Genomic DNA, 24,895 nt, shown 5'->3' on the forward strand with positions numbered 1-24,895 from the left:
TCCCTTTAAACTCGTTCATCACAGATGAGGGTTACTCGAATAGGGGCAGCGGCCTGCTCTACCACCACGGTGATAATCTTCGAGCGATAACCCTCGCGCCGCCCCTCGAACTGATAAGTGCCAGGCTTTAGAGAAAATGTATATTCTGAATGAATGCCCACGTTACCCTCACCCAAAACCCGCACAAAAGTGCGATTATCACTAGAGAGAATAATCGGCACCGGCTCGTTCGCCACTTCAATCTGTTCATTAAGTTCGGTAACAGCCGCCGCCAATTTTGCACTTAAACTTTGATACCGCACAGCATTCGCAATCGCTTCCTCGGCGTTTCGCAACACCGCTAAATCGCTCAGCCGTTGCGGCCGTTCAATATAACGCTGCAATTGTGCTTGGCTTTGGGTTATCGCTGTTGCTTGCGTGAGCGCTTGATCGGATGCGGTGTGCGCTGGGTACTTTTGCAGGGCGTTGCTAGCAACCATGGCCACCGTTGGCCACTCATCAAGTTCTTGGAAAAGGGCAAGCTGTTGCTCTATTTGAGCTAATTCCCGCTCTGCTCGCTCAGAAGCAATACGCGCCCGCAAATCGGCTACCTCAACTCGCTCACCGCCAGCCTCAACCGCTTCCGAAAGTGCCGCTGTTGCTGCATCTAAATCACCGTTATCCAACGCCAGCACGGCTGTATTTAAAGCCTCTAAAAATGCTCTCTCAATGAGCTCAAATTGCACTACTTGCGCGCGTTCATAACCTTGTGCATGAGCACTATCAAGTGCGAGCAGTGCAGTTAGTAATTCACTTTCTCGTTCTAAGTTATTTTCCGCTCGCGCCGCGTTACTTTGCAGCCAAAGCGCTTGCACCTCTTCATACACATCTAAGCGAGGCTGCAAATTCAGGGCGGGGGTAAATCGAGGGTTTATGCGCAGGGCTTCACGGTCTAGCAATCGCGCCCGGGAAATTTCACCCGCAGAAAAAGCAGCCAACGCTTGTTGATAAACACTGGTATACGCAGTTTCAAAATCAGTGTTTAGCTGTTGCAACTGAGTATCTATATTCAACAAAGCATTACGCGTAGCCGAATAATCCGCAGCAGTGTAAAGGGTATAGGCACTTTCCAAGGCGTTATCTAAACGGGTGAGCTGTTCTGGGCGCCAAGCTTCGAGTGCTTGATTCTGCCTTGCTTGCTGCAAACGTTGCCGAGTTTCTGAAAGTTGTTGCTGTATCGCCGCGCGTTCCGCAGGGTTAATCGCTGGATTAGCGGTTAGGGCTTGGTTCTCGCCGTTTTCATTGGCCTCGGCGCTACTATGCTCAATGCCCTCTGATAGCTCAACCGCATTATCCACCACGGCGGAATCTCGATTAAACGAACTGCTGAACGTAAGAATCAAAAAATAAAGCAGTGCGGCAAACGCAATAATAAGCAGCGATACCAGCGCTACCTTCGCTACTTTCGTTATTAGCTTTCGCCTTGCTGCTTTTATTTCGGATATCGAATCATCAATGTTAGACACAACCTACTCCTTTACCTTTAAGTTGCGCTACAGATTCTGATCCGGCGTTGCCTCTACTTTATAAATCTCCAGTAGCTGAGCACGCAATTGCGTATACTGCTCGCGAGCACTACCTTGTAGTTCAATCGTTTGATCGCGATATTCGATTACTTGCGGCGTAACTTCGATATCTAAGTTTTGTCCCATCTCGGTGAGTAACTGGCGTTGATTGGCAAGGTTTCGGTTACTCTCTATCGCACCACCTACGTTATACAAAGAGGTAGCGCCCAAAACGATAGCGCCAACCTCACCCGCAGTTGAGCCTGAATTTTTCATTAACAAACCAGCTCCAATGGCTGCAAACAACGCCGTAGCTTGCTGCCGCCCACGCTGGGCTTTTTGCTTACGGATACCAACCGCGATAGGCAAGGTTTCCCGATGATAATCGCTGTAGCTAGAATCGCTTTGTGCGTAGAAAGCAGCGTAGTTATCCTGCAAATCAGAAATAAAATTCTCTTCTTCAGCACGAATTAAGCGAATACGCTGCAGCATGGCATCTTCTTCAGCTGGAAAGCCGGTTAAATTATAAGTAACACCATTTCGCGTAGATTTACGCTCAAGGTAATCGCCCATGGTTTCCGGGCTATACATTGCCGCATAACGCAGCTCAGAAACGGCTTGAATATTCGCTTTTTGCGCTTCACTTTTTTCTTTCAGTAAATCGTAAACATAGTTCGCAATACCGGTGAAAATTGGATCATAAGGGTTGCCGCCACTATTAAAAGCATCTCGGTAGTACCCCTCACTAACACGATATTCAAACGTTTCTTGGCCCCAAGTAGCGTTGGTGCCATCTACCACACGAATCGAAATACTAATGGTTTCGGTATCAGAATGGTTGATTTTACCCAGCACATAAAGGTCGGCCGAAGAATTGGTATCTGGGGTAACGTAAATAGAACCGAATGAGTTAGTTTCGCTTAACGCTCGTTTCGTATCTAATGCGAAGCGGTTTGCTTCTAAGCGCCGGATTTGGGGCCAGATATCGTCTTCCACGAGTTGATCGTAATCCACGTTACCATTTCTATCGAGTGGTAGGCCCGGGTCGAATACCGGCACGGCTACATTCAAATAAATATCCGAATCATAACGGTAAGTACGTTGCGTATTACCCAAAGTGGCTACGCCTGAAGGCCCTGTCATGCTTGGCCCTACCTCGCGATTTGGCGCCGATTGGCACCCAGTTATCACTAATGTGGCAACGGCAAGCAGCAACAGCGTGCGCACGGGTTGCAAAAAATGTTTTGAGAAATGCATACGTATTCCCTTTTTGTTTTTAATTCTTAGTTTCAATTCGTGGTTTCAATTCTTGGCTTTAATTCTTGGCTTAAACTCTAAGCTACTGCTGTTACTGGCAGCCATAATCATTTTTAAGTTTTTCAAAATGAGCTTTTTCACTTTCTGTTGACGCTCTTTCTAAGCCCTGTTTAATCGCATCACACACCGTTGATGTGCCACCACTACCAGAACCGGCCGAATGATTTCGAGACGCTTCCGCAGGCCGAACTATTTCTTCATTTTCAGCGGTGGTTTCTATTGGTTCATCTGCTAATGCTTCCAGTGTTTCACTGGCAAGAGCCGCACCAGAATTTTCTGCTACACCCACACTACCGGCGTTCACCATTCGCTCTTGCGCAGCCTCGTTCGCGGCACTTCGGCACGCTTGGTAATTCCCCACGTTCGCCTCAATGTTGGCATTAAGTAAGGTGATTCGCTCACCACGGGTTAATTCCTCGGTAAAAAAATTATCGAATACTAAATGTGAGCAATCGACATAAAACGCCGAATCCATTGGCGCTACCGATTCTCTTGTTGTGGCTGATTCTGAACTATCAGCCATTGCTGAAGTTACACCACCTAACAGCGATAGGCCGGCAACCCATGCTAAAACACGCACGCTTGGCTTTTGCGCACCTTGCTTCCGTGCCCAAGCTACTTTCGTGTTCTTGCCGTTCTGTAGTGATGCCATGTGAACGCCACCTTTGTAAAAAGTTGCAGCTTTAATAGTAACTATACTATTAGGTGTTGAAAGTAAAATAAGGTTCCGTAAATAAGTGGTTAATGTAAATGTAGCTTATTCCACAAGGCGTTGCTCGTTTAGTGGTGCGGAATCAAAAAACGCGCCAAAAGTGGCGCGCTTAATTTACTTTAAAACTACCTATGCTATTTGCAACACGGCCTAATTACCTACAACGGCTAAAACATTTGCCCCATGTTCACAGCTTAATCGCACTGAAATCAAACGTTAATCGCACGGAATTCAATGCTTAAATCGGTTTATGTTGTGCGCCTTAAGCGGCCTCGGTTGCAATCGCTTTGATTTTACCCACAATCGCCCGCAAGCCGTTACCACGCGTCGGCGAAAGGTGATTCTCTAAATCAATGGCTTGGAAATAACTATCAATATCAAATTCAGTGATTTCCTTTGGCTGTTTCTCGTTATAAGCAGCCATTACAATTGCCAGTAACCCGCGAACAATCATGGCATCGCTATCTACCCGAAAACTCAGAACATTATTATCCTGCTGCGTGATTAGCCATACATCGCTCTGGCAACCTTTCACTTTTAACTCGGCTAAACGTTCTTCTTCCGGAAGTTTCGGCAGTGCCTTTCCTAAATCAATAATGTACTGATAACGGGATTCCCAATCGTCGAGAAACTCAATATCTTCAATAATCTCGGTAGTTGTTGGTAAATTCATGGGATTCTCACATTAATTATTTTGGTAAAGAATTCGGTAAATAATTCGTCGGTTTCAGCATTTCAACACTTTGGCTATTGTTCGGCTGCGGCTTAAATAGTATTTGCCTGAGGCTTAAAAAAATACGCCCGCTTCCAGTTGCGCTTCTTCACTCATCATCTCGCGCGACCAAGGCGGATCAAACACGAGTTCAACCTTCACATCTTTTACATTCGGCACCATACCCACACGATACTCTACATCACCCACTAACACAGGGCCCATACCGCAGCCGGGGGCGGTGAGTGTCATATCGATAGTAACCATACCTTGCTCAGCATCAACCACTACTTTGTAGATCAAGCCAAGTGATACTAAATCAATGGGTATCTCTGGGTCGTAAACGGTTTCCAACGCTTCCCAAACTTGCGCTTCCGAAACCTTACCATCTTCCGGATCAGGGAAATTCAACACCGTAGGTTTACGGCCAATTGCGTCCGCATCAGTGCCATCAATGCGCAGCATGTTGCCACCCCAGGTTACGGTGTAATTGCCGCCTAAATCTTGGGTGATATTCACGAACTCGCCACCGGGAATAATTTTTACTTCTCCAGTAGGTACTCGGCGCGCTTTGCAATCGCGGCTGGTAGTTACAATCTTATGCATGCTTACCTTAAAAGAGCTTAACTAACACTGAAGCTTTCGCCACAACCGCAAGCATCAACTACGTTCGGGTTATTAAACTTAAGAATACCGTTAATACCCTCTTTCACGTAATCAAGCTCGGTATTTCGCAACATCGGAATTGCTGATTTGGCCACCGCAAGGGTAAGCTTTTCGTTTACAGCCACTACCTCATCGCCTTCTTCCGGCGCATCGGCTAAATCAACCACATACGCATAGCCTGTGCAGCCACTAGGCTTCGTGGATAGGCGAATAATTTTATCTGGTGTAGCCGCAATTTTTGCCTCGAAGTGCTTGGTGGCACTTGGGGTTACGGTAATAACACGAGATTCAGGAACAAAACTTTCAACTGACATAGCAACTCCTTTAAGCCAGCATCATTTGGGCTTTTTTCAACCCAACGAACAACTGCTCAACTTCGTCGAGTGTATTATAAATACTAAAAGAGGCACGCGCCGTTCCGGGAACATTAAGCCGCTGCATCAGTGGCTGCGCACAGTGATCGCCGGTGCGAATGGCAATGCCTTGGCGATCCAGTAAAAAGCCAACATCCGCCGGGTGCGAACCCTCCAGAATAAAGCTATATACCCCAATTTTTTCTTTTGCATTGCCAACTAGGCGCAAACCTTCAACGCCATCGCCTAATTCAACGGCGCGTTCCAACAACGCCTTTTCATGGGCTTGTACAGCGTGTACATCAAGCTGCTGGAACCAACGAACTGCCGCCGCTAGGCCTATTACCCCAGCAATGTTCGGTGTACCCGCTTCTAAACGATTCGGTAGCGCACCCCAGGTGGCATCTTGGTAACTTACAGAAGCAATCATTTCGCCACCCGTAAGCCACACTGGCCAATCTTCTAGTACGGCTTGTTTGCCCCAAAGCACACCTACACCGGTTGGCCCGAACAACTTATGGCCGGAAAATACATAAAAATCACAATCGATGGCCTGCACATCCACATTGCCATGAGCAATGCCTTGGGCACCATCGATTAACACTAAAGCCGCGGGAGCATGCGTTCGCACTTGCCGAATCAAATCTACCACTGGGTTTACAGTGCCAAGTGCGTTAGAAACGTGCGGCATTGCCACAAATACAGTTCGTTTATTCAGTAACTCGCTAAACGCTTCGCGATTTAGCGTGCCATTATCATCAATCGGCGCCACATGCAGAGTTGCGCCACTCAATTTGCACGCTTGCTGCCAGGTCACTAAATTCGCATGATGCTCAAGCTCAGTAACCACCACTTCATCGCCAGCTTGTAACCGCTGCGCCATGCCCTTACTCACAATATTGATGCTTTCGGTGGTGCCGCTTGTCCAAATCACTTCTTCGCGCGCACTGGCATTGATGAAGTTCGCCACAACTGTGCGCGCATCTTCATATAACCGCGTAGCTTCATCACTTAAAAAGTGGGCGCCACGATGCACATTCGAATTGCTTTGGCTGTAATAATTAACCAACGCATCAATCACCACTTGTGGCTTTTGCGTCGTAGCCGCGTTATCCAGATACACCAAAGGCTTACCATGTACTTCGCGGCTTAATATCGGAAACTCGCTACGCAGGGCTTGAACATCTAAGCTCATTTTGTCTCCATGGCACTGAAACGCTCACGCAATAGTGGCTGTAACCATTCAGATAATGCCTTGTTCGGCATTTGGTTTACCAACTCTTGCACAAAACCAAAGTTCAACATCACTAATGCTTGGCTGCGCGGAATGCCGCGAGTTTGCAAATAATAAAGTTCTTTTTCAGCGATTTCGGCTACCGTGGCCCCGTGTGCACACTGCACATCATCGGCATAGATTTCGAGTTCAGGCTTAGTATTAATTTGCCCACCGCGCGATAACAGTAAATTGCGGTTATTTAGTTCCGCCAATGTTTTCTGCGCATCCCGATGAATGTGAATACGGCCATTAAACACCGCTTTTGCTTTATCGCCCACGATACCGCGCGCATTCTCTTCGCTGGTACCATTTGGCTTCGCATGCTCAATGGTAGTGTGCAGATCGAAATGCTCTTTTGGGGCCAGCAAATAAATGCAGTTCATTTTCGCGAACGCATGTTCCGCAGCGTGAATTACATCGGTATCGATACGCGTTAAGCGGCTACCGTAACCTACAATCGTACTATTCAAACGCGAGCTCTCGCCCATTTTGAAGTGGCTACCGCCCATATGAATTGCGTTTTCGCCATGCATGGCGAAACGGTAGTGCTCAAGCTTGCTCTCTTTGCCCAACACATATTCGGCATATGCCGTGTTCATGCTATGGCCATTACCGGCACCGTGTTCAATAACGGTAACCTTTGCGTTATCACCCACGTTTACCAACACGCGATGATGCGATTCCACACCGTCGGTAACAAAGTTCACAATGCGGATAGGCTGCTCAACCTGTGCGCCCGCCGCTACATCAACCACTAAACCTTGCTGCGCCAATACATCGTTCACCAACCCAAACAAATGGTGTGAAGGCTTGGCTTGGTTAAATACTCGGCTTGCTTGCGAATCGGCATCATTTAAAGCATTTATGCTCACACCCGCAGGCAAAGTTAATTTGGCAATATCGGTTACCGGCTGGGCATCCACAAACACCAAATCAATGCTATTTAAGCCAGCAATTACAGGAGCCTCGGCGTTCGCATTTGCGCTAGGTTGCTGTAACTCCAGCTCCGCCACTTCATGTAAAGAAGTGTAACGCCAAGCTTCGGTACGCCGGGTTGGCCAGCTTTGCTCGCTTAAGGTTGCAAGTGCAGTTTGCCGAACCGGGCTAAGGGAATCTTTAACCGTGCTGGCACGATCAATAACCTTTGCTAACCACTGGCTCATGCACTTGCCTCCTCATGGCCTTCCAGCCACGCATAGCCTGATACTTCAACTTCTTTGGCAAGCTCAGGGCCACCACTTTTCACAATTTTGCCATCAGCAAGAATGTGCACATAATCAGGCTGAATATAATCGAGCAAGCGTTGGTAGTGAGTAACTACTAGGAAACTGCGCTCACCATCGCGTTGGCTATTTACACCATCGGCCACTACTTTCAATGCATCGATATCAAGGCCTGAATCGGATTCATCAAGAATACAAAGCTTTGGTTGCAACAAAATCATTTGCATAATTTCATTACGTTTTTTCTCACCACCCGAAAAGCCTTCGTTCACACCACGCTTCAAGAAATCGAGTGGTAAATTAACTTGCTTGCATGCGGCTTTCGCTGTTTTCAAAAACTCAGCTGCTGAAAGTGGCTCTTCGCCGCGCTCTTTCCGCGCCGCATTCACACTTTCTTTCATAAATTCCATGTTGCTTACGCCTGGAATTTCTACCGGATACTGAAATGCTAAGAAAATACCGGCGCGTGCGCGCTCATCAACTTCCATTTCCAATAAATCTTGGTTCTCAAACTGAATGGAACCGCTTTCTACCTCATAGCCTTCACGGCCCGATAACACATAACCAAGGGTACTTTTACCGGCGCCATTGGGGCCCATGATTGCATGCACTTCACCTGGGTTGATAGTGAGATTAAGCCCTTTGATAATGGTTTTCTCTTCAACACTGGCCTGCAAATCTTTAATGGTTAACATCATTTACCCCACTGAACCTTCAAGACTAATTTCAAGTAATTTGCCCGCTTCTACTGCGAACTCCATCGGTAATTCTTTAAACACTTCTTTACAGAACCCATTCACAATCATAGATACGGCTTTCTCTGTATCTAGCCCACGTTGTTGGCATAAAAAGAGTTGGTCATCACTTACTTTTGAAGTAGTGGCCTCATGCTCAACAATGGCGGAAGGGTTCGAGCTTTCAATATATGGGAAAGTGTGCGCGGCGCAACGATCACCAATCAATAGCGAATCACACTCGGTGAAGTTTCGTGCGCCATCAGCTTTCGGCCCCATTTTCACCAAACCACGGTAGGCATTGCTGCTATTCCCAGCGGATATGCCTTTAGAAATGATGGTCGATTTTGTGTTTTTGCCAAGGTGAATCATTTTTGTGCCCGTATCTGCTTGCTGGCGGCCACGCGTTAGTGCAACAGAGTAAAATTCACCTACGCTATTATCACCACGCAAAATACAGCTTGGGTATTTCCAAGTAATGGCCGAGCCCGTTTCAACTTGGGTCCACGAAATTTTCGCGTTGGTTTCGCATATACCACGTTTGGTAACGAAGTTATAAATACCGCCCTTACCGTTTTCATCACCCGGATACCAGTTTTGTACGGTGCTGTATTTAATTTCAGCGTTATCTAGCGCTACCAATTCCACCACGGCCGCGTGCAGCTGATTTTCATCACGCTGCGGCGCTGTACAACCTTCGAGATAGCTTACATGGCTGCCTTCTTCGGCAACGATCAGGGTGCGCTCAAACTGCCCAGTGTTTAACTCGTTAATGCGGAAATAGGTTGAGAGTTCCATTGGGCAGCGCACGCCTTTTGGAATGTAAACAAAGGAACCATCGGTGAACACCGCGCTATTAAGCGCCGCAAAGAAATTATCGCTGCGCGGCACCACACTACCGATATATTTTTTCACTAATTCTGGGTATTTTTGAATTGCTTCTGAAATTGGGCAGAAAATTACACCCGCTTCTTCTAGCTTGGCCCGAAATGTTGTAACTACCGATACGGAATCGAACACCGCATCCACAGCTACGCCCGCCAGCATTTCCTGCTCATGCAGCGGAATACCAAGTTTTTCATAGGTACGCAGAAGTTCCGGATCCACCTCATCTAGTGATTTCGGTTTATCTTTCATGCTTTTCGGCGCGGAATAATAAGAAATGGATTGGTAATCCACTTTTTCGTAGCCTAAATGCGCCCAATCGGGCTCTTTCATTTTTTGCCACGAACGGAATGCCTGCAAACGCCATTGCAGCATCCACTCCGGTTCTTCTTTCATTGCGGAAATGCGGCGAATAACAGATTCATCCAAACCGATGGGGAAAGTATCTGATTCAATCTCAGAAACGAAGCCAGCATCGTATTTACGCGCCAGAGCTTGATCGATTTGTTCACTCATCCTGTTACCTCTTGTTCAAACCATGTTGTTCGGACTATGCGGAATGTCGCTAATTATACATTTCCCGACTAAATCACTCAAGTATTAAGGGCGAAACAGTTCAAACAAACGATATGCGGGCGCAGGTGCCCTGAGGTTCGTTGGGAAAAACTTCCAACGTTAATTCGTAGCTTTGTAAAATATCGATCACAATAGCGAGGCCCAAACCGTATCCTTCGGCTCGCTGGTCCAAGCGTTGGCCCCGCTTGAGCATCAGTTCACGCTTGGCTTCCGGTATCCCGGGGCCATCGTCGCAAACCAGTAATTCATTGTTTTTGAAGGTTACCGATACATCAGAGATCGCATGGTTCAAAGCATTTTCAACAAGGTTCCCAACAACTTCTTGTAAATCCTGTGCATCTAAAAAAGAGCTTTGGATTTCAGCAATTGCTACAGAAAGCCGAATCCCCTTGCGCTGTGCAATTACTTGAAGGCCTTTAAACACCGGATTTAAAGCCGGAAGCACCTGTATTTTTTCGCGGGGGTTATGTTTTCCCGCCGCACTTGCCCGCGCCAAGTGGTGATGAATCGCCTCATTCATGCGGGTGATTTCAACCAACCATTCATCACCAGTAGCCCCGCTATCAGGCACTTTCTGCGCGCGCTCCGCATAGCTTTGCAGAACCGCTAACGGTGTTTTCAACGCATGCGCCAAATTGCCTGCCGTTAATCGCGAGTTTTCCAGTAGCTTTTCATTCCGTTCTATTGCTCGGTGAATCGCCTCGGCTAACGCTTTTAATTCGCTTGGCAAGTGCATATCAGGCGGAATATTTTCATTGGCCTGTAAGCGCTCAACTCGCTTTTGCAGGAATCGCAATGGCCTTAATGCCCATTGAATTTGTAAGGCAAAAAGGAGAAACAGTAATGCAGCAAAAAGTAAGAAACTGCCGAGCGCCAGCCATTCGAAATAATCCAAACTATCTTCTATTTCTTGCTGATTGCCAGCCACCACAACGCGAATCGGAAAATCATGGTTAACCCGCCGCACCGTTCGATACATAACCCGTAATTGCTGTGCATTTGGCCCTTGTAGAACCGTAATTCCGCTACGCTCTTGGGTTTCAAGGGCAAGATTTTGATCATACAGGCTTTGCGATCGAAACAAAGTTTCGTTTTCATCATCAATTTGCCAATACCAACCAGATGAAAGTTGCCGAAACCGAGAATCGCCTAGCCTATCTTCCCAAGTAAGCTCACCGAGCTCATTTTCATCTAAATTAGCAATAGCAACATTTAAAATAGATTCTAATCGGGCATCGAATGATTCCGTTACCGCTACTCGCGCAGAATTTACTAAAAGGTAGCCAATAATAGGCGTAACTATGAGCACAAGCGCTAACGCTGATAATAAAAAGCGCCGATGCAAGCTCATAGCTGGCTTTCATCCTGAACAATTCGGTACCCTTGCCCACGCAAGGTTTCAATGAATTGATCGCCCAATTTTCGCCGTAATCGCCCAATTTGCACATCAATCACATTTGAATCAGGCTCTTTATCACGATCATACACTTGCTCTACTAATTCAACACGTGAAACCACTCGCGGCATGGCGTGCAGCAAGTAACTCAGCAGCCGCAGTTCTTGCGCGGTTAGGTTTACCGGCAAACCATCGCGGGTTACCACACCACTATGGGTATCGTAAACAACTGCGCCGGCTTGCAATTTGGGGTGGCTATGACCATAACTTCGGCGCAGTAACGCCCGCAGGCGAAACACGAGTTCAGCATGAGAGAACGGTTTCGTAAGGTAATCGTCAGCCCCGGCTGTAAAGCTATCGGCTTTATCAGCCCAACGAGAGCGGGCGGTAAGCACTAAAATGGGTACGGAAATATCAGCACGGCGCCATCTATCAATGAGTTGCACACCATCGCCATCGGGTAGCCCCAAATCCAAGAGCACAGCTTTGATATCCTCGGTGCTCAACAAAAAATCGGCCTGCTCTGCTTTTGTTGCATGCTCCACAATAAAACCTGCTTCATCAAGGGTGCGCATAATCACGCGTGCAAGGGCTTTATCATCTTCTACCAACAAAAGCTTCATGGTTTATCCCTCTCAAGCTTGCGAATATTGATTCCCTTCATCCAAAATAGCTCACCCGTGCGCGCATTAAAGTGAAATTCAACTATTTGATCATCATTTCCAAGCCAGGTTACTTCGTAGATCAAAAGGCCATCATCGTTATCAAGTTCAATGGTGAGCATTCGCCCGTAATATTTCTTTTCTAAATATTCCTGAATTTGTTGCGGCGGCACACGCTCTTGCTCTGCGAGCACCAGCAAAGCCGAATTCTGCATGGCATTTAAGATTGTATTTGGCATTGCCTGTGCTGTGCTGGTGGCAAAACTTAATGTCACCACCATAGCGAATACACTGCAAAAAACGCGTAAACAACTCATACAAACTCCTTTGTAAACACTATGCTGATATTAGCGACATATAATGCCAGAGCAAACATGAACACAAGATGAATAAAATTTTCAGCATTGGGTTAGGTAAGCATTGTTATAACTATTGGCGTCAACCGCAACAAGGGAACTTTACTTGGTTGCAAATGTTCACCAAAAGAGGAAACACGACTATGAAAAAAGTAACGTTAAGTATCGCCACCTTAATTCTTGCTGCAAGCGCTTCGGTTTATGCAGTTACGCAGCAAACCACAGAATCGGCTAATCATAATCGTTTAATGTCTATTCTGAACGACAATGGCTTTAGCCATGTTACTGAAATCGAATGGGAAAGCCGAGATCGTATTGGCGTAGAAGGTTTTATCGGCGATGGCTGGTTTGTTGAGCAACGATTCAATAGCAACAATGAAATTGAACGCGATGAACGAGAAAAACTAGTGATATCGCCGTGGGGTATGGAAGCGAGCCAAGTGCAACAGGCCATTGATCGCGGTGTTGCCGAGGGCATGGTGCGTTTCGATGAACTGGAAGTGAATTCACGCGGGCAAATTGAGCTCGATGGCTACAATGCGAATGGCCGCGAAATCGAACTTAAGTTTATGTTGAGCGATTTACAATAACGCGGTAGTAAAAACATTGGTAAAAAAGCCGAGGTCACCCCGATCTCGGCTTTTTTATACCAGCACTGAGCTTCTAACCTAACTTATAAGTGCCAATTGGTAGCTTTCTGCGCATGAACATTGCTGGCCGCCTACACCCTAGACCCTACACCAATACGCATAAACTTGTAACTGCAGTGAAATAGCGTTATTTTTTCAACAACTGCTGAGGAGTACGCCATCATGATTCGCACCATGCCGGAAAAGTTTTCAAGCTTTAAAGAGTTTTATCCTTATTACCTGCAAGAGCACAAAAACCGCACAAGCAGGCGTTTGCACGTGATCGGCAGTGTGTTGGTTTTAGTGATTATTGCCACCGCTATCGCAAGCAGCAACTGGGCACTGCTCTGGTTGGTGCCTTTAGTGGGTTATGGTTTTGCTTGGGTGGGGCATTTCTTTTTCGAAAAAAATAAGCCTGCCACCTTTAAGCATCCTTTATATAGCTTAATGGGCGATTGGGTGATGTTGAAAGACGTACTCACCGGCCGGCTCCCATGGTGAGTGCCGTTTAGATGTCGCATAACACAATTTTAGAAAACCAAAAGCGGCAACCACTGGACCATCTCGATTCCGTGTGGCTGTTTGGGTACGGCTCGCTAATTTACAAAGCCGATTTTCCCTATCTGCAACGAAAACCGGCGCGCATTCATGGTTGGCAACGGCGCTTTTGGCAGGGTTCCCACGATCACCGCGGCACACCCGAGCATCCCGGCCGGGTAGCTACCTTAATTGAAGCGCCCGCGGAAAGTTGTGTGGGCATGGCTTATGAGGTAACGCCGGATGTTTTTGCTCATCTTGATCACCGCGAAAAAAATGGCTATTTACGCTTTTTCACTGAATTTGAGTGGCTCGATAATGATGGTGCCGTTGAAGGCTTAGTGTATGTAGCCGGGCCGGATAATGCCGCCTACCTAGGGCAAGCAAGCGAAGCCGATATTGCCGAGCACATTGCCGGTGCAACCGGCCCAAGTGGGCCAAATAGTGAATACTTACTGAAGCTGGCCGAGGCTTTACGGGAACTCAAGGTAAACGACCCCCACGTTTTTGCTATCGAATCAGCCTTGCAAGCACTGCCAAGCAGGCGCTTAGGTTGAATCGCGCACAATAAGTTGTGGCGCGAACAACACTTCAAGGTCATCAATTGGCCGCTGATACACGCGCTTCAATACCCAACGCGCCGCCATTTCGCCAATTTCGGCCACTGGATAATCAATGGTTGTGAGTTTTGGGTAAGTGTAGTGAGAAAAATTAATATTATCGAAGCCAATTACCGCCAATTGCTCCGGAATCGCTAAATCTGCTTCATGGGCCGCGGTAATTGCGCCAGCGGCCATTTCATCGTTGGCACACACTAAGGCCGTAAATTTTTTACCCTGTGCAAGCAAGTGAGCAAGGCCTTGCTCACCGCCGGTTTCTTGAAAATCCCCTTCGTAAAAGAGTGTTTTATCTTCTTCAATACCGTAACTCGCTAAGGCGCTTTGATGCCCTGTGTAACGTTCTTCCGCATCATGTTTCCACAACGGGCCAGAGATGTAGGCGATATCGCGATGGCCAAGTTGCAACAAGTGCTCCGTAGCTAAGAAGCCACCCTGCTCGTTATCCAAAGTAATGCAATGCTCGGCGATGCTTGGCACCATTCGGTTGATTAGCACAAAGGGCAAACCCGTGGCTGCTAAATCCTCGAGGTATTTATCGTCTACCGATTCCACATGCAAAATCAGAGCATCGCAATTTCGGCTTTGCAAAAACTCAATGCTATCGCGCTCAAGTTCCGCATTACTATGCCCAGCGGCAATAATGACATGCTTGCCTACAGCTCGAAACTCATTTTCAATACGGCTAAGTAACTCACCATAAAAAGGGCCTCCGAGCTCAGACACAACGATACCGATACTATTAGAACGATTACTTGCAAGTGATTGCGCTACCGAGTTTGGCCGATAACCGAGTTCACGCATAGCCGCTTCAACTTTAATTCGCGTTGATTCACGTACCGGTACGGTTTTGTTGATAACACGGGATACTGTTGCGAGTGATACACCAGCCCGCTCTGATACTTCATAAATGGTAGCCATGGGTTTAAATAATCTCGTTTGCAGCGGTATATAATAATTATTGCGCTAGCTCATTAGCAATTTGTTGAACGCGAGCATTATCCAGAGTGTACCTGCGCATTACCCAGGCAACAAGCAACGAGGTGATTGCCGGCAAGACGGTAAACGCAAATAGAATGCCTAAGCGCGTTGCTTCCGTTTGTTCTTGATTCGGTTCGTATCCGGAAAGCGCCAGCCACCAGCCGGCAATAGCGCCACCTATAGCGATGCCAATTTTGATAAAAAACACCACTGAAGCATACACTAAACCGGTTGCGCGCACCCCAGAGCTGCGTTGTCCCAGATCAACGGTATCCGCAATTTTGGCCCACAACATGGGGGTGGCCATTTGTAGGAAAAAGCACCAGAAAAAATAGAAAACAAAGGCTAATACAATTTGCTCTGGGCCAATCCAAAAGGCTGCGAGTGAAAATACCGCGGCAATAATTTGCAGTGCTTTGTAGGCTTTTACTTTATCCACATACCGCACCAAAGGCGCGGCCAGGGCACAGCCAATAATGTTGCCAACCATACCCAAAGAAACAAAAGGGGTAATAAGCTCTTCGCGGCCGAGATAATATTTCACATAGAAAATTGCTAACGTATTTTTTATGGCGATCCCGCACAGCAACAGAACCGCTACAACCGCTAAGGTTCGCATGGCTGGGTTTTTCCAAACGCTTGCTAATGCTGCTCGGAACCGAAGTTGTTGATCAGCGGGGGGATGCACACGCTCTTTTGTACCTAAAAAACACAGAACAAACAGCAACACACCTACGGCACTCATGGCCGCTATGGTAAGTTGATAACCTAAAGCACGATCTCCGTTACCGAAGAAGTTCACCAACGGCAAGGTGAGCAAGGTAACAATTAAACCGCCCAGCATACCGAACACAAAGCGATAAGATTGAATTGAAACACGCTCTTGCGGATCGCTGGTAATAGCGCCACCGAGCGCCGAGTAAGGAATGTTAATGGCGGTATAGGCAAGCATGAGCAGGGTATAGGTTACATAGGCATAAATAACTTTGCCGGTATCGCCTAAATCAGGTGTGGTGAACGCAAGAATGCTGCACACCGCAAAAGGGATAACGAGCCAAATCAAATAGGGCCGAAACTGGCCGAAGCGTGAGCGGGTATTATCAGCGAGGTAACCCATGAGAGGGTCGGTTACCGCGTCGAGTAAGCGCACTACTAAGAACATAGTGCCTACCGTAGCCGCTGAAATACCGAAAATATCGGTGTAAAAAAAGGCTAGGAATAACATCACGGTTTGAAAAATTAAGTTACTTGCTGTGTCGCCAAAGCCGTAAGCTATTTTTTCTTTCCGTGCGATCATAATACTTCCGCCGCCTCGATATTTAATTTCCGAGCATGCCAAAACTGCCGCAAGGCGCGGGCACTATCTTTTAAAATGCGCTGTTGGTTATCAAAGTTCACATGCACAATCCCAAATCGCTGAGTATAGCCCTCGGCCCACTCAAAGTTATCCAGTAAGCTCCACGCAAAATAACCTTTTATCTCAATACCTTGCTCAAGGCAATTATGCACGGCTAACAAGTGGCCATTATAGTAATCGATTCGAGCCGCATCATGTACTTGATTATCAATCACCTCATCAGGAAATGCCGCACCGTTTTCGGTGATATAGATAGGTGGCAAGTTGCCCATAGCGGCTTTAAGCTGGGTAAGAACTTCCGTGAGCCCTTGCGGATAAATTTCCCAGCCCATGGTGGTTAACGGCGGTTCACTTGGTGGTACATCAGAAAACCAGCCATTTTTATCCCTAAATACGGTTCGAGTGTAATAATTCACACCCAAAAAATCGATGGGTTGAGAAATAATAGCCATATCGCCATCATCTATAATCGGCCATTCATCATCGGCAAGTGGCACTGGCAACTCAGGGTAAGTGCCCGCAAGTAACGGCTGCAAATACCAAAGATTGTGATAGGCGTGCGCCATAGCTGCCGCCCGTTGATCCGCAGCGCTCTCACTTGCGGGGAAACATGGGCTAAAGTTAAGCACAATTCCGTGTTCAGCCTTTGGTGCGTGCTTGCGGAGAATGGGTAACGCTAAACCATGCGCTAACAACAAATTATGAGCCGCTTGCCGGCCTTGTTTCCGGCTTCTTTTTCCAGGCGCATGAATACCCGCTTCGTAGCTTAAATAAGCACTGCAAAAAGGTTCGTTTAACGTGGCGTAGCTGGCTACTTTATCGCCCAATGCTTTTACAACCACCTCCGCATACTCAGCAAATTTATACGCGGTTTCGCGGTTTACCCAACCGCCCTGATCTTCAAGGTACTGGGGCAAATCCCAATGATATAGGGTAACGTGCGAGGCTATCCCTAAGGTTGCAAGAGTGTTAACTAGGTTCACATAGAAACCTAAGCCAGCAGAATTAATACTGCCATTTGCATTAATTACTCGGCCCCAGGCAATTGAAAAGCGATAAGCATCAACACCTAAGCTTGCAATCAAATCAACATCTTCGCGCCAGCGCTTTACATGCTCACAAGCAATTAGGCCGTTGCTGCCATCTTTAATGCGCCCCGGTTGCGCACAAAAAGTATCCCAAATACTTGGTTCACGCTCGTTGGCAGCCCCCTCAATTTGAAAAGATGAGGTAGCAACACCGAACACAAACTCGTTCGAGAGTAATTTTGAATGTTTTGGTAGGTTTATTTTTTTCATAAAGATTGCGAAACCGTTCAATTATGCTATAAATGAAAGCGCTTACATCATAGGCCATAAATATTACTAAGGTCAAAAAAATAATTACACCGAGGCAGTTATGACCCAGAACAACAACCAATATCGGTTCGCGCTCACAGCGTTAACCTCACTCTTCTTCATGTGGGGCTTTATTACCTGCATGAATGATATTCTCATTCCTTACTTGCGTTTGCTGTTTGATTTAAGCTACGCGCAATCGATGCTTATCCAGTTTTGCTTTTTCGGCGCCTACTTTATTGTATCGATTCCCGCGGGTCATTTAATTGGCAAAATCGGCTATAAATCCGGCATTGTTACCGGCCTAATGGTAGCCGGCGCAGGTTGCTTGTTATTTTACCCAGCCGCCATGATGGAAGTTTACGGTTTATTCCTGTTTGCACTTTTTATACTCGCATCTGGAGTAACTATTTTGCAGGTTGCGGCGAACCCATACGTTACAGTGCTTGGCGATGCCAGCACAGCATCTAGCCGCCTCACCATGACACAAGCATTTAACTCGTTAGGCACTACCGTAGCGCCATTCTTCGGGGCTTGGTTGATTTTTGGGGGTATAGCCGACCCAGAAGTAACCGGCGTTTCTAACGATACTGTAGCCCTGCCTTATTTCATTTTGGCCGCTACCCTTGTGATTATGGCGATTATCTTCGTATTCCTGAAATTGCCTAACATGGGCCGAGTAGACCCAGCCGTAGCATTACCGAAAGAAGGTTCAGCCTGGCGGCAACGGCACTTAATGCTGGGCGCACTCGCGATTTTCGTTTACGTGGGTGCAGAAGTAGGCATTGGCAGCTTTCTCGCCATGTATATTGCACTGCCAGAGATTGGCGATATGAGTGCCTCACGTGCTTCTCACTATATTTCTTGGTATTTCGGTGGCGCCATGGTGGGCCGTTTCTTAGGCGCCGCGATTATGCAAAAGATTTCCGGCAACCGGGTTTTGGCATTTAATGCGATTGCGGCTGTGCTGTTACTTTTAACCACCATGACATCTTCTAGCACCTTAGCCATGTGGTCACTTCTGTTTGTTGGTTTATGCAATTCGATTATGTTCCCCACTATCTTTAGCTTAGCCCTACAAAATCTTGGCGCTAGCCGTGGCCAGGGCTCTGGCATTTTATGCTTAGCCATTGTTGGTGGCGCCATTGTGCCGTTGGCACAAGGCTTCCTTGCCGATCAGGTAGGCATTCAAATGTCGTTTATCATTCCATTACTTTGCTATGTTTATATCTTCTATTATGGGCTGCGTGGCTACATTCCGCGTGCCAACAAAATAGAGCAGCAAACGGAGCAACAAACTCAGCAGGAGGTGGCGTAATGCGGCGCACTGTTTTTCGAAAGAACTCTATTACAGTAGGTATCACGCTTGCATGCGCGCTCTCCTTGAGCGCTTGTAGTGATAACGGGCAAGCGCCTGTTGCCGACAGTAACGATGAAATTTGGCCCTATATCGAATCACCAGTAGGGCTCAATAACGAAGTTGAAGCGCAAGTAAGCGAGATCATGGCTAGCATGACCTTGGAACAGAAAATTGCACAAATGATTCAGCCTGAAATTCGCGATATCACGGTAGAAGATATGCGCAAATACGGTTTTGGCTCGTATTTGAATGGCGGCGGTTCGTTCCCTAATAACGATAAGTATGCCACTCCAGATGATTGGATCGCTTTAGCCGAGGCCATGTATGAAGCCTCGGTTGACGATAGCCTCGATGGCTCAAGTATTCCTACTATGTGGGGCACCGATGCGGTTCATGGCCACAACAATGTGATTGGCGCTACTATCTTTCCTCACAACATTGGCTTAGGTGCGGCGAATAACCCAGAACTGATTGAACAAATAGCGGCCGCTACAGCTCGTGAAGTAATGGCTACCGGCATTGATTGGGTGTTTGCGCCCACAGTTGCTGTGGCCAAGAACCTGAGGTGGGGCCGTGCTTATGAAAGTTACTCAGAAAACCCTGCCATTGTGCGCGATTACGCCGCTGCCATTGTTACCGGCTTACAAGGTAACGTGGGCGAAGATTTTCTCGATGAGCAGCGGGTAATCAGCACCGTAAAACACTTTGTGGGTGATGGCGGTACCACCGATGGTATTGATCAGGGCAACACCGAAGTAGATGAGCAAACCTTATTTGATGTTCACGCGCAAGGCTATGTGGGTGGCTTGGGCGCCGGGGCGCAAACCGTGATGGCTACATTTAATAGCTGGAACGGCGAAAAAGTTCATGGCAGTCATTATTTACTTACTGAAGTTCTAAAAGAAAAAATGGGCTTCGATGGTTTCGTGGTGGGTGATTGGAATGGCCACGGGCAAATTCCCGGCTGCACCAATTATGATTGCCCACAGGCAGCGAACGCTGGTTTAGATGTGTACATGGTGCCCACTGATGCTTGGAAACCGCTCTATGAGAACCTGATTGAGCAAGTGCAAGCAGGCGTGATTCCGCAAGCACGCATTGACGATGCGGTGCGCCGAATTTTACGTGTAAAGGTTCGGGCAGGTTTGTTTGAAAAACCAAGCCCGGCGAATCGGCCATTTGCTGGCAGAACTGATTTAATCGGTGCCGCTGAGCACCGGGAAATTGCGCGGGAAGCGGTGCGCCAATCGCTCGTATTATTGAAGAACAATGATCAGTTACTCCCGCTCGATCCTAAGCAACGCATTCTGGTAGCTGGCTCTGCGGCTGATCATATTGGCCAGCAATCCGGCGGCTGGACCATTAGTTGGCAAGGCACCGGCAATACCAACGAAGATTTCCCCGGTGGCACCTCGATTTATCAAGGCATTGCCGATCAGGTAGCTGCTGCCGGTGGGCAAATTGAACTCGCTGAAGATGGCCAATTCAACGAAACACCGGATGTGGCCATTGTTGTGTTCGGTGAGCAACCTTATGCCGAAGGTAATGGTGATATCGCCAATCTTGATTATCAACGTGGCAACGCCATTGATTTAGCTCTTTTGAATAACTTACGTGAGCAAGGTATTCCCGTAGTGAGCTTGTTTATCAGTGGCCGCCCTATGTGGGTGAACCCAGAAATCAATGCTTCCGATGCCTTTATGGCGGTGTGGTTGCCGGGCAGTGAGGGCCAGGGTGTGGCCGATGTTATTTTGCGTGATACCCAGGGCAACGTGCAGTTTGATGCTACCGGCCGCTTACCTTTTTCGTGGCCGGCTACGCCAACCGCCGAGGAAACATTACTCGATTTAGGTATGGGGATGGCTTATGGCGATGCCAATATACTCAGCGAAACCTTATCGGAAGACATTGAAGAGAGCGAGCAAACCGAAGATTTAGTGATTTTCGAACGCGCTGTTCAGCAGCCATGGTTGTTGGAATTGAGCAACGCTGATACGCGCAGTATTGTGGCAAGCTCTGTTGAATCTTTGCGGGCGATACGCACCGAAACCTTTGATGATCAGGTGCAAGAAGATGCTCGGCGATTTGCCTTTGCCGGCACAGAACAAGCCAATTTCAGCTTAGTGACACCCTTCCCGCGCGATTTGCGGGCTTACAGCACGGAAAATAGTGCTTTAGCGGTAACATTAAAAAGCGAAATGGCGGTACCAAGCGATGTTACGCTCAACCTGTATTGTGGTGAGAATTGCAGCTTTAGCGCGAACATTGCAGGCGAGCTTGCCGAACTCCCAGAAAACCAATGGCAAACTTTGTACTTTAATTTAAGCTGCTTGGAAAGCGCTGGTTTTAATTTGGCGCAAGTGGGTAGCGCGTTTGGCCTTGGCACTGCTGAAACTTGGCAAGTGAGTTTTAACGATATTCGCTTTGTACCTCAGGTTGCCGAAGATCAAGGGCAAACGCTCTGCCTCGGTAACTAAAAGAAATCTCGTAACTAAGTACTAGTAACTAAGTACAAGTAACTAAGCACCAGTAACTAAGCACCAGTAACTAAGCACCAGTAACTACGTGCTAGCAAATAAAAGAAACCCCCCTCTCGCAAGAGAGGGGGGTTTTAATATGCCTTCCGTGGCTATCCTACATGTCTACAAATAAGCACCGCCGTTCGAACGCACGGTGCATCTAACCCCATTAGAAGTTGTAGCGCGCCCCCAATGTATAACGCGGCCCATACTGGCGAGCAAATAAGAACTGCCGCTCATAACGCCCGTAACCTTGCTCAGTTTCATTAGTGAGGTTCAAACCCTCAAAGAAAACCGTTAGCTTATCGGTTACCGCATAACTTGCGTTCATATCCCATTGGCCAAATGATTTAGCGTACTGAGGTGGGCCCTCTGAAGAGCCTTGGGCTTGGCCAACACCAATAAGGTAATCATCACGCCAAGCGTAAGTAACCTTCACCGATAACCCATGCTTTTCATAAAACGCTTGCAGGTTAGCGGAATCACCTAAGCCGGTGAGTGGCGATTGCTGCGTTAAACTTTCATTATCAAAATCAACATCACCGCTCACAATTGTGGCATTCACACCTAACCCAAAGCCTGATTCACCAAACACGTGTTGCAAGGCAAGCTCCATACCCTCTACTTTTTTGCTTTCAGTGTTGGTAGGCTGAGATATCTGCCAAGTAATCAAAGGATCATCACTACTCGGCTCAATCACGCCATCGGCGTTACCAAATCCAAGATCTAACATTTCTTGGAAAATAGCGGTGCTGGTTGCCTGTTCGCCGCGCCCTTCGATCGATGCCACAGCTTGTTGATAACGTGGCCCCTCGAAAATATCACGAAGGCCATCAACCGTGGTTTCCGTAATCGTACGCTGAATAAAGTTATCAACATCTTTGCGGAACACACCGATTGAAGCATAGCTGCCAATACCGTAGTAATACTCTAACGCCACATCAAAGTTGGTTGATTCAAACGGCAACAAGTTAGTGTTGCCTTGCCCGCCCGAACGAGAACCTGGGCGCGGGCTACCACTTAACGAGCGGCCACCGGCTAAATCACCAAGTGGTGCGCGGGCAATGGTTTTACCGTAAGAGAAACGGCCAACGATTTGATCTGTGAATTCAATTTTAAAATCCAAATTCGGTAGCAATACATCGTTGCTGCCTTCTTGGGTTAGGAAGCTCACTTCATCTTGTGGTTCATATTGCATAATCCACTCAGAAGCACTCACCCAATTCACCTGCCGTTCTACTCGCTGCCGAACTTGGCTGGTTACATCGGTAGTTTCGTAACGTAAACCCGCATTCAAAGTTACCGGCAAATCACGAATATAAAATTCCCAATCCGATTGCACAAAAATGGCATCGGTTACTTCGTTCACCGAGCTTTGGCTCGTAATACCGTTGATGTATGGGTCGGCTAAATAGACATCATCGCCCATCAGCTCAGCGGTTAAAAACGCCTGCTGGCGAGCAACGGCTTCATCATAATCGTAGGTATAATAGTAATCGGTAAGCAAATCATTGCCGCCGCCGGTAAACTGATCTAAGAAGCTACCTGTGGCTTGCCGAGTAAACATGCTATCGGGGAAGATTTCCGGGAACGCTGGGTTAAACCCAGGGCCACCACGTAATCCACTCCAAGCCTCGTAACCACTCATTTCTTGGTCGGTGCGCGAAATACCAGCGGTGATTTGCGTAAGTGGAATATCAAACGTGCCGAAGTTTAACCAATTAGTTTGGAATTGATATTGCCGCACGGTTGATTCAGCCGGGCGGTGGAAAAACTGACTAAAGTTCGAATCAATTTCCCCGGGGCCCAATACGTTTGTGCCGTTATTCCAATTAATCTGCATTTGCGGAATATCGCCCACACGGTAATCATACATTTTCGAGCGGAGTTGATCAGAACCCAGAATTACTTGGCCAAAATGGCCGCTTCCAGGATCGGCACCGTCATCAGTTTCTGTGCTTGAATCATGCACATCGAACCAAAAACTTAAGGTATCGCTGAAGGTGTATTCTAAGTTCAAACCGATGGAGCTCGATTTTACCTCAGTGGTGCCTTTTTCCGCAGTAAATGAACCATCATTACCTGCGATATCCGCATAAATAGCGGTACCATCGGCATCCAATTCATACGCGTTAATATTGCCGCCAAATTCGTTCCAAATACCCCAACCGAACGATTCCGTGCCCGTTAAGCTGCGGCTACCGGTGTAATCGGTGGTGATCATAAGGTTATCCGTTGGTGCGAACTGCAACGTGAGCTGCCCATTCGTGCGTTCTTGGCTTACATCGGCAAAACCATAGTTCATGTCTTTTGGAAAGAAGTGGTTACCTACTCGATTACCATCATCATCGATAGGCCGAGGGTCTACCACATTTGCGGCATCCAAGTTAGTTGGTAAAGGCACGTTCGCCTGCCAACCCTGAATATTTGCCTGCTGAGTTTGGAAATCACGGCGATACTGAGAAATCGAGAACGCCACACCGAAGCGATTATCAGCAAAGCTATCACTGTAAATTGCTGCAACTTCCGGTGTTACATCATCGCCTTTCTCTACCGAAGAATCGTGAATACCTTTACCCAACAAAACAAAGTTTCGGCCCGAGCGTTCAAGTGGGCGCGTGGTAACAATGTTCACCGTTGCACCTAAACCACCACTTGGTGTTGCCGCGCGGCCCGTTTTATAAACCTCGAGGGCACTCACATTCTCCGATGAAAGGTTTTCCATGTTAAACGAGCGTGTATAACCCGTGCCCGGCATTTGCCGGCCATTCAAGGTGATTAGATTAAACTCAGGGCCAAAGCCACGAACCGTAATCTGGCTACCTTCACCATTTACACGGCTTACTGTTACACCGGTAATGCGCTGTAATGATTCAGCTAAGTTAGTATCTGGAAATTTACCCATTTCCTCAGCTGATATTGCATCCACAATACCGCTACTCGTGCGTTTAAAGTTCGTTGAACGCGCCAAGCTACCGAGGATACCGCGAACTTGCAGTACCTCGATATTACGTGTTTCTTCAGTTTGTTCTTCTTGCTCCTGCTCAACATCTTGCGCGTATAGCGGTGTCATTAATCCTGCGGTGAGGATAACCGACACGGCGGCAGCAACAGGGCTTTTCATAAACGTTATTTTTTTCATGATT

The 24,895-nt window shown here is 47.4% G+C and carries 22 protein-coding genes; 5 read left to right on the top strand and 17 right to left on the bottom strand.

Features of this window, described 5'->3' with window-relative positions; translation table 11 throughout:
* Positions 1 to 5: 5 nt before the first annotated feature.
* From CWE08_RS07000 to CWE08_RS07060, 13 genes are all read right to left on the bottom strand, one after another.
* Positions 6 to 1,505 (bottom strand): hypothetical protein, encoded by a 1,500-nt coding sequence (locus tag CWE08_RS07000; protein ID WP_126767068.1) that lies wholly within the window; start codon positions 1,503 to 1,505, stop codon positions 6 to 8.
* A 27-nt stretch (positions 1,506 to 1,532) separates the two neighbouring features.
* A complete protein-coding gene (locus CWE08_RS07005; RefSeq protein ID WP_126767070.1) occupies positions 1,533 to 2,801 on the bottom strand; it encodes a hypothetical protein in 1,269 nt (422 codons plus the stop codon).
* Between the two features lie 91 nt (positions 2,802 to 2,892).
* The gene (locus CWE08_RS07010; RefSeq protein ID WP_126767071.1) at positions 2,893 to 3,513 is read right to left on the bottom strand and encodes a hypothetical protein; all 621 of its coding nucleotides are present in this window, start codon (positions 3,511 to 3,513) and stop codon (positions 2,893 to 2,895) included.
* 322 nt (positions 3,514 to 3,835) lie between these two features.
* Positions 3,836 to 4,246, bottom strand: coding sequence for a SufE family protein (locus CWE08_RS07015; protein WP_126767073.1), 411 nt, complete (start codon positions 4,244 to 4,246; stop codon positions 3,836 to 3,838).
* 114 nt (positions 4,247 to 4,360) lie between these two features.
* A complete protein-coding gene (sufT, locus tag CWE08_RS07020) occupies positions 4,361 to 4,891 on the bottom strand; it encodes a putative Fe-S cluster assembly protein SufT (protein ID WP_126767074.1) in 531 nt (176 codons plus the stop codon).
* A gap of 17 nt (positions 4,892 to 4,908) precedes the next feature.
* On the bottom strand, positions 4,909 to 5,265 hold the full coding sequence (locus CWE08_RS07025) for a HesB/IscA family protein (protein WP_126767076.1): 357 nt from the start codon (positions 5,263 to 5,265) through the stop codon (positions 4,909 to 4,911).
* Positions 5,266 to 5,275: 10 nt separating this feature from the next.
* Positions 5,276 to 6,499, bottom strand: coding sequence for an aminotransferase class V-fold PLP-dependent enzyme (locus CWE08_RS07030; protein ID WP_126767077.1), 1,224 nt, complete (start codon positions 6,497 to 6,499; stop codon positions 5,276 to 5,278).
* Positions 6,496 to 7,743 carry a Fe-S cluster assembly protein SufD gene (gene sufD / locus CWE08_RS07035; RefSeq protein WP_126767079.1) on the bottom strand — a complete coding sequence of 416 codons (1,248 nt, stop codon included), beginning with the start codon at positions 7,741 to 7,743 and terminating at the stop codon, positions 6,496 to 6,498. The genes CWE08_RS07030 and sufD overlap by 4 nt, the downstream gene beginning before the upstream one ends.
* Positions 7,740 to 8,498, bottom strand: a complete 759-nt coding sequence (gene sufC, locus CWE08_RS07040; RefSeq protein WP_126767271.1) for a Fe-S cluster assembly ATPase SufC — start codon at positions 8,496 to 8,498, stop codon at positions 7,740 to 7,742. Before sufC ends, sufD begins: the two co-directional genes overlap by 4 nt.
* A gap of 3 nt (positions 8,499 to 8,501) precedes the next feature.
* Positions 8,502 to 9,938 carry a Fe-S cluster assembly protein SufB gene (gene sufB / locus CWE08_RS07045; protein ID WP_126767080.1) on the bottom strand — a complete coding sequence of 479 codons (1,437 nt, stop codon included), beginning with the start codon at positions 9,936 to 9,938 and terminating at the stop codon, positions 8,502 to 8,504.
* 100 nt (positions 9,939 to 10,038) lie between these two features.
* Positions 10,039 to 11,349 (bottom strand): ATP-binding protein, encoded by a 1,311-nt coding sequence (locus CWE08_RS07050; RefSeq protein WP_126767084.1) that lies wholly within the window; start codon positions 11,347 to 11,349, stop codon positions 10,039 to 10,041.
* A complete protein-coding gene (locus CWE08_RS07055) occupies positions 11,346 to 12,017 on the bottom strand; it encodes a response regulator transcription factor (protein WP_126767087.1) in 672 nt (223 codons plus the stop codon). Before CWE08_RS07055 ends, CWE08_RS07050 begins: the two co-directional genes overlap by 4 nt.
* Positions 12,014 to 12,373, bottom strand: a complete 360-nt coding sequence (locus CWE08_RS07060; protein WP_126767088.1) for a PepSY domain-containing protein — start codon at positions 12,371 to 12,373, stop codon at positions 12,014 to 12,016. Before CWE08_RS07060 ends, CWE08_RS07055 begins: the two co-directional genes overlap by 4 nt.
* Before the next feature lie 182 nt (positions 12,374 to 12,555).
* Between CWE08_RS07060 and CWE08_RS07065 the strand changes: the two genes are divergently transcribed.
* The 3 genes from CWE08_RS07065 (at position 12,556) to CWE08_RS07075 (ending at position 14,135) form a co-directional block, all read left to right on the top strand.
* The gene (locus tag CWE08_RS07065; RefSeq protein ID WP_126767090.1) at positions 12,556 to 13,002 is read left to right on the top strand and encodes a hypothetical protein; all 447 of its coding nucleotides are present in this window, start codon (positions 12,556 to 12,558) and stop codon (positions 13,000 to 13,002) included.
* A gap of 222 nt (positions 13,003 to 13,224) precedes the next feature.
* Entirely contained in the window at positions 13,225 to 13,542 is a 318-nt protein-coding gene (locus tag CWE08_RS07070) for an Mpo1-like protein (RefSeq protein WP_126767091.1), read from the top strand.
* Positions 13,543 to 13,553: 11 nt separating this feature from the next.
* Positions 13,554 to 14,135, top strand: a complete 582-nt coding sequence (locus CWE08_RS07075; RefSeq protein ID WP_126767093.1) for a gamma-glutamylcyclotransferase — start codon at positions 13,554 to 13,556, stop codon at positions 14,133 to 14,135.
* On the opposite strand, the gene CWE08_RS07080 is transcribed toward CWE08_RS07075, so the two are convergent.
* Genes CWE08_RS07080 through CWE08_RS07090 form a run of 3 tightly spaced genes read right to left on the bottom strand, consistent with a single transcriptional unit; the run spans position 14,127 to position 17,831 of the window.
* A complete protein-coding gene (locus tag CWE08_RS07080) occupies positions 14,127 to 15,116 on the bottom strand; it encodes a LacI family DNA-binding transcriptional regulator (RefSeq protein ID WP_126767094.1) in 990 nt (329 codons plus the stop codon). The two genes, CWE08_RS07075 and CWE08_RS07080, sit on opposite strands and share 9 nt — an antisense overlap.
* A 37-nt stretch (positions 15,117 to 15,153) precedes the next feature.
* Positions 15,154 to 16,473, bottom strand: coding sequence for a glycoside-pentoside-hexuronide (GPH):cation symporter (locus tag CWE08_RS07085; RefSeq protein ID WP_126767096.1), 1,320 nt, complete (start codon positions 16,471 to 16,473; stop codon positions 15,154 to 15,156).
* Positions 16,470 to 17,831, bottom strand: coding sequence for a GH1 family beta-glucosidase (locus CWE08_RS07090; protein WP_126767097.1), 1,362 nt, complete (start codon positions 17,829 to 17,831; stop codon positions 16,470 to 16,472). Before CWE08_RS07090 ends, CWE08_RS07085 begins: the two co-directional genes overlap by 4 nt.
* A gap of 100 nt (positions 17,832 to 17,931) precedes the next feature.
* On the opposite strand from CWE08_RS07090, the gene CWE08_RS07095 reads away from it, so the two are divergent.
* Together CWE08_RS07095 and CWE08_RS07100 are read left to right on the top strand one after the other, a co-directional pair.
* Positions 17,932 to 19,188 (top strand): sugar MFS transporter, encoded by a 1,257-nt coding sequence (locus tag CWE08_RS07095; RefSeq protein WP_126767099.1) that lies wholly within the window; start codon positions 17,932 to 17,934, stop codon positions 19,186 to 19,188.
* On the top strand, positions 19,188 to 21,707 hold the full coding sequence (locus CWE08_RS07100; protein ID WP_126767100.1) for a glycoside hydrolase family 3 protein: 2,520 nt from the start codon (positions 19,188 to 19,190) through the stop codon (positions 21,705 to 21,707). Before CWE08_RS07095 ends, CWE08_RS07100 begins: the two co-directional genes overlap by 1 nt.
* Before the next feature lie 211 nt (positions 21,708 to 21,918).
* On the opposite strand, the gene CWE08_RS07105 is transcribed toward CWE08_RS07100, so the two are convergent.
* Positions 21,919 to 24,891 (bottom strand): TonB-dependent receptor, encoded by a 2,973-nt coding sequence (locus tag CWE08_RS07105; RefSeq protein WP_126767102.1) that lies wholly within the window; start codon positions 24,889 to 24,891, stop codon positions 21,919 to 21,921.
* Positions 24,892 to 24,895 lie beyond the last annotated feature (4 nt).

Source organism: Aliidiomarina iranensis (assembly GCF_003987135.1).
Taxonomy (GTDB): domain Bacteria; phylum Pseudomonadota; class Gammaproteobacteria; order Enterobacterales; family Alteromonadaceae; genus Aliidiomarina; species Aliidiomarina iranensis.

What these genes read in the sequence shown, in the direction of transcription:
- CWE08_RS07090 (WP_126767097.1), bottom strand. Translation starts at nt 17,831, where the DNA reads ATGAAAAAAATAAACCTACCAAAACATTCAAAATTACTCTCGAACGAG.
- CWE08_RS07055 (WP_126767087.1), bottom strand. Translation starts at nt 12,017, where the DNA reads ATGAAGCTTTTGTTGGTAGAAGATGATAAAGCCCTTGCACGCGTGATT.
- sufC (WP_126767271.1), bottom strand. Translation starts at nt 8,498, where the DNA reads ATGTTAACCATTAAAGATTTGCAGGCCAGTGTTGAAGAGAAAACCATT.
- CWE08_RS07005 (WP_126767070.1), bottom strand. Translation starts at nt 2,801, where the DNA reads ATGCATTTCTCAAAACATTTTTTGCAACCCGTGCGCACGCTGTTGCTG.
- CWE08_RS07030 (WP_126767077.1), bottom strand. Translation starts at nt 6,499, where the DNA reads ATGAGCTTAGATGTTCAAGCCCTGCGTAGCGAGTTTCCGATATTAAGC.
- CWE08_RS07105 (WP_126767102.1), bottom strand. Translation starts at nt 24,891, where the DNA reads ATGAAAAAAATAACGTTTATGAAAAGCCCTGTTGCTGCCGCCGTGTCG.
- CWE08_RS07015 (WP_126767073.1), bottom strand. Translation starts at nt 4,246, where the DNA reads ATGAATTTACCAACAACTACCGAGATTATTGAAGATATTGAGTTTCTC.
- CWE08_RS07010 (WP_126767071.1), bottom strand. Translation starts at nt 3,513, where the DNA reads ATGGCATCACTACAGAACGGCAAGAACACGAAAGTAGCTTGGGCACGG.
- CWE08_RS07050 (WP_126767084.1), bottom strand. Translation starts at nt 11,349, where the DNA reads ATGAGCTTGCATCGGCGCTTTTTATTATCAGCGTTAGCGCTTGTGCTC.
- CWE08_RS07085 (WP_126767096.1), bottom strand. Translation starts at nt 16,473, where the DNA reads ATGATCGCACGGAAAGAAAAAATAGCTTACGGCTTTGGCGACACAGCA.
- CWE08_RS07075 (WP_126767093.1), top strand. Translation starts at nt 13,554, where the DNA reads ATGTCGCATAACACAATTTTAGAAAACCAAAAGCGGCAACCACTGGAC.
- CWE08_RS07095 (WP_126767099.1), top strand. Translation starts at nt 17,932, where the DNA reads ATGACCCAGAACAACAACCAATATCGGTTCGCGCTCACAGCGTTAACC.
- sufT (WP_126767074.1), bottom strand. Translation starts at nt 4,891, where the DNA reads ATGCATAAGATTGTAACTACCAGCCGCGATTGCAAAGCGCGCCGAGTA.
- CWE08_RS07025 (WP_126767076.1), bottom strand. Translation starts at nt 5,265, where the DNA reads ATGTCAGTTGAAAGTTTTGTTCCTGAATCTCGTGTTATTACCGTAACC.
- CWE08_RS07100 (WP_126767100.1), top strand. Translation starts at nt 19,188, where the DNA reads ATGCGGCGCACTGTTTTTCGAAAGAACTCTATTACAGTAGGTATCACG.
- CWE08_RS07065 (WP_126767090.1), top strand. Translation starts at nt 12,556, where the DNA reads ATGAAAAAAGTAACGTTAAGTATCGCCACCTTAATTCTTGCTGCAAGC.
- CWE08_RS07060 (WP_126767088.1), bottom strand. Translation starts at nt 12,373, where the DNA reads ATGAGTTGTTTACGCGTTTTTTGCAGTGTATTCGCTATGGTGGTGACA.
- sufD (WP_126767079.1), bottom strand. Translation starts at nt 7,743, where the DNA reads ATGAGCCAGTGGTTAGCAAAGGTTATTGATCGTGCCAGCACGGTTAAA.
- sufB (WP_126767080.1), bottom strand. Translation starts at nt 9,938, where the DNA reads ATGAGTGAACAAATCGATCAAGCTCTGGCGCGTAAATACGATGCTGGC.
- CWE08_RS07080 (WP_126767094.1), bottom strand. Translation starts at nt 15,116, where the DNA reads ATGGCTACCATTTATGAAGTATCAGAGCGGGCTGGTGTATCACTCGCA.
- CWE08_RS07070 (WP_126767091.1), top strand. Translation starts at nt 13,225, where the DNA reads ATGATTCGCACCATGCCGGAAAAGTTTTCAAGCTTTAAAGAGTTTTAT.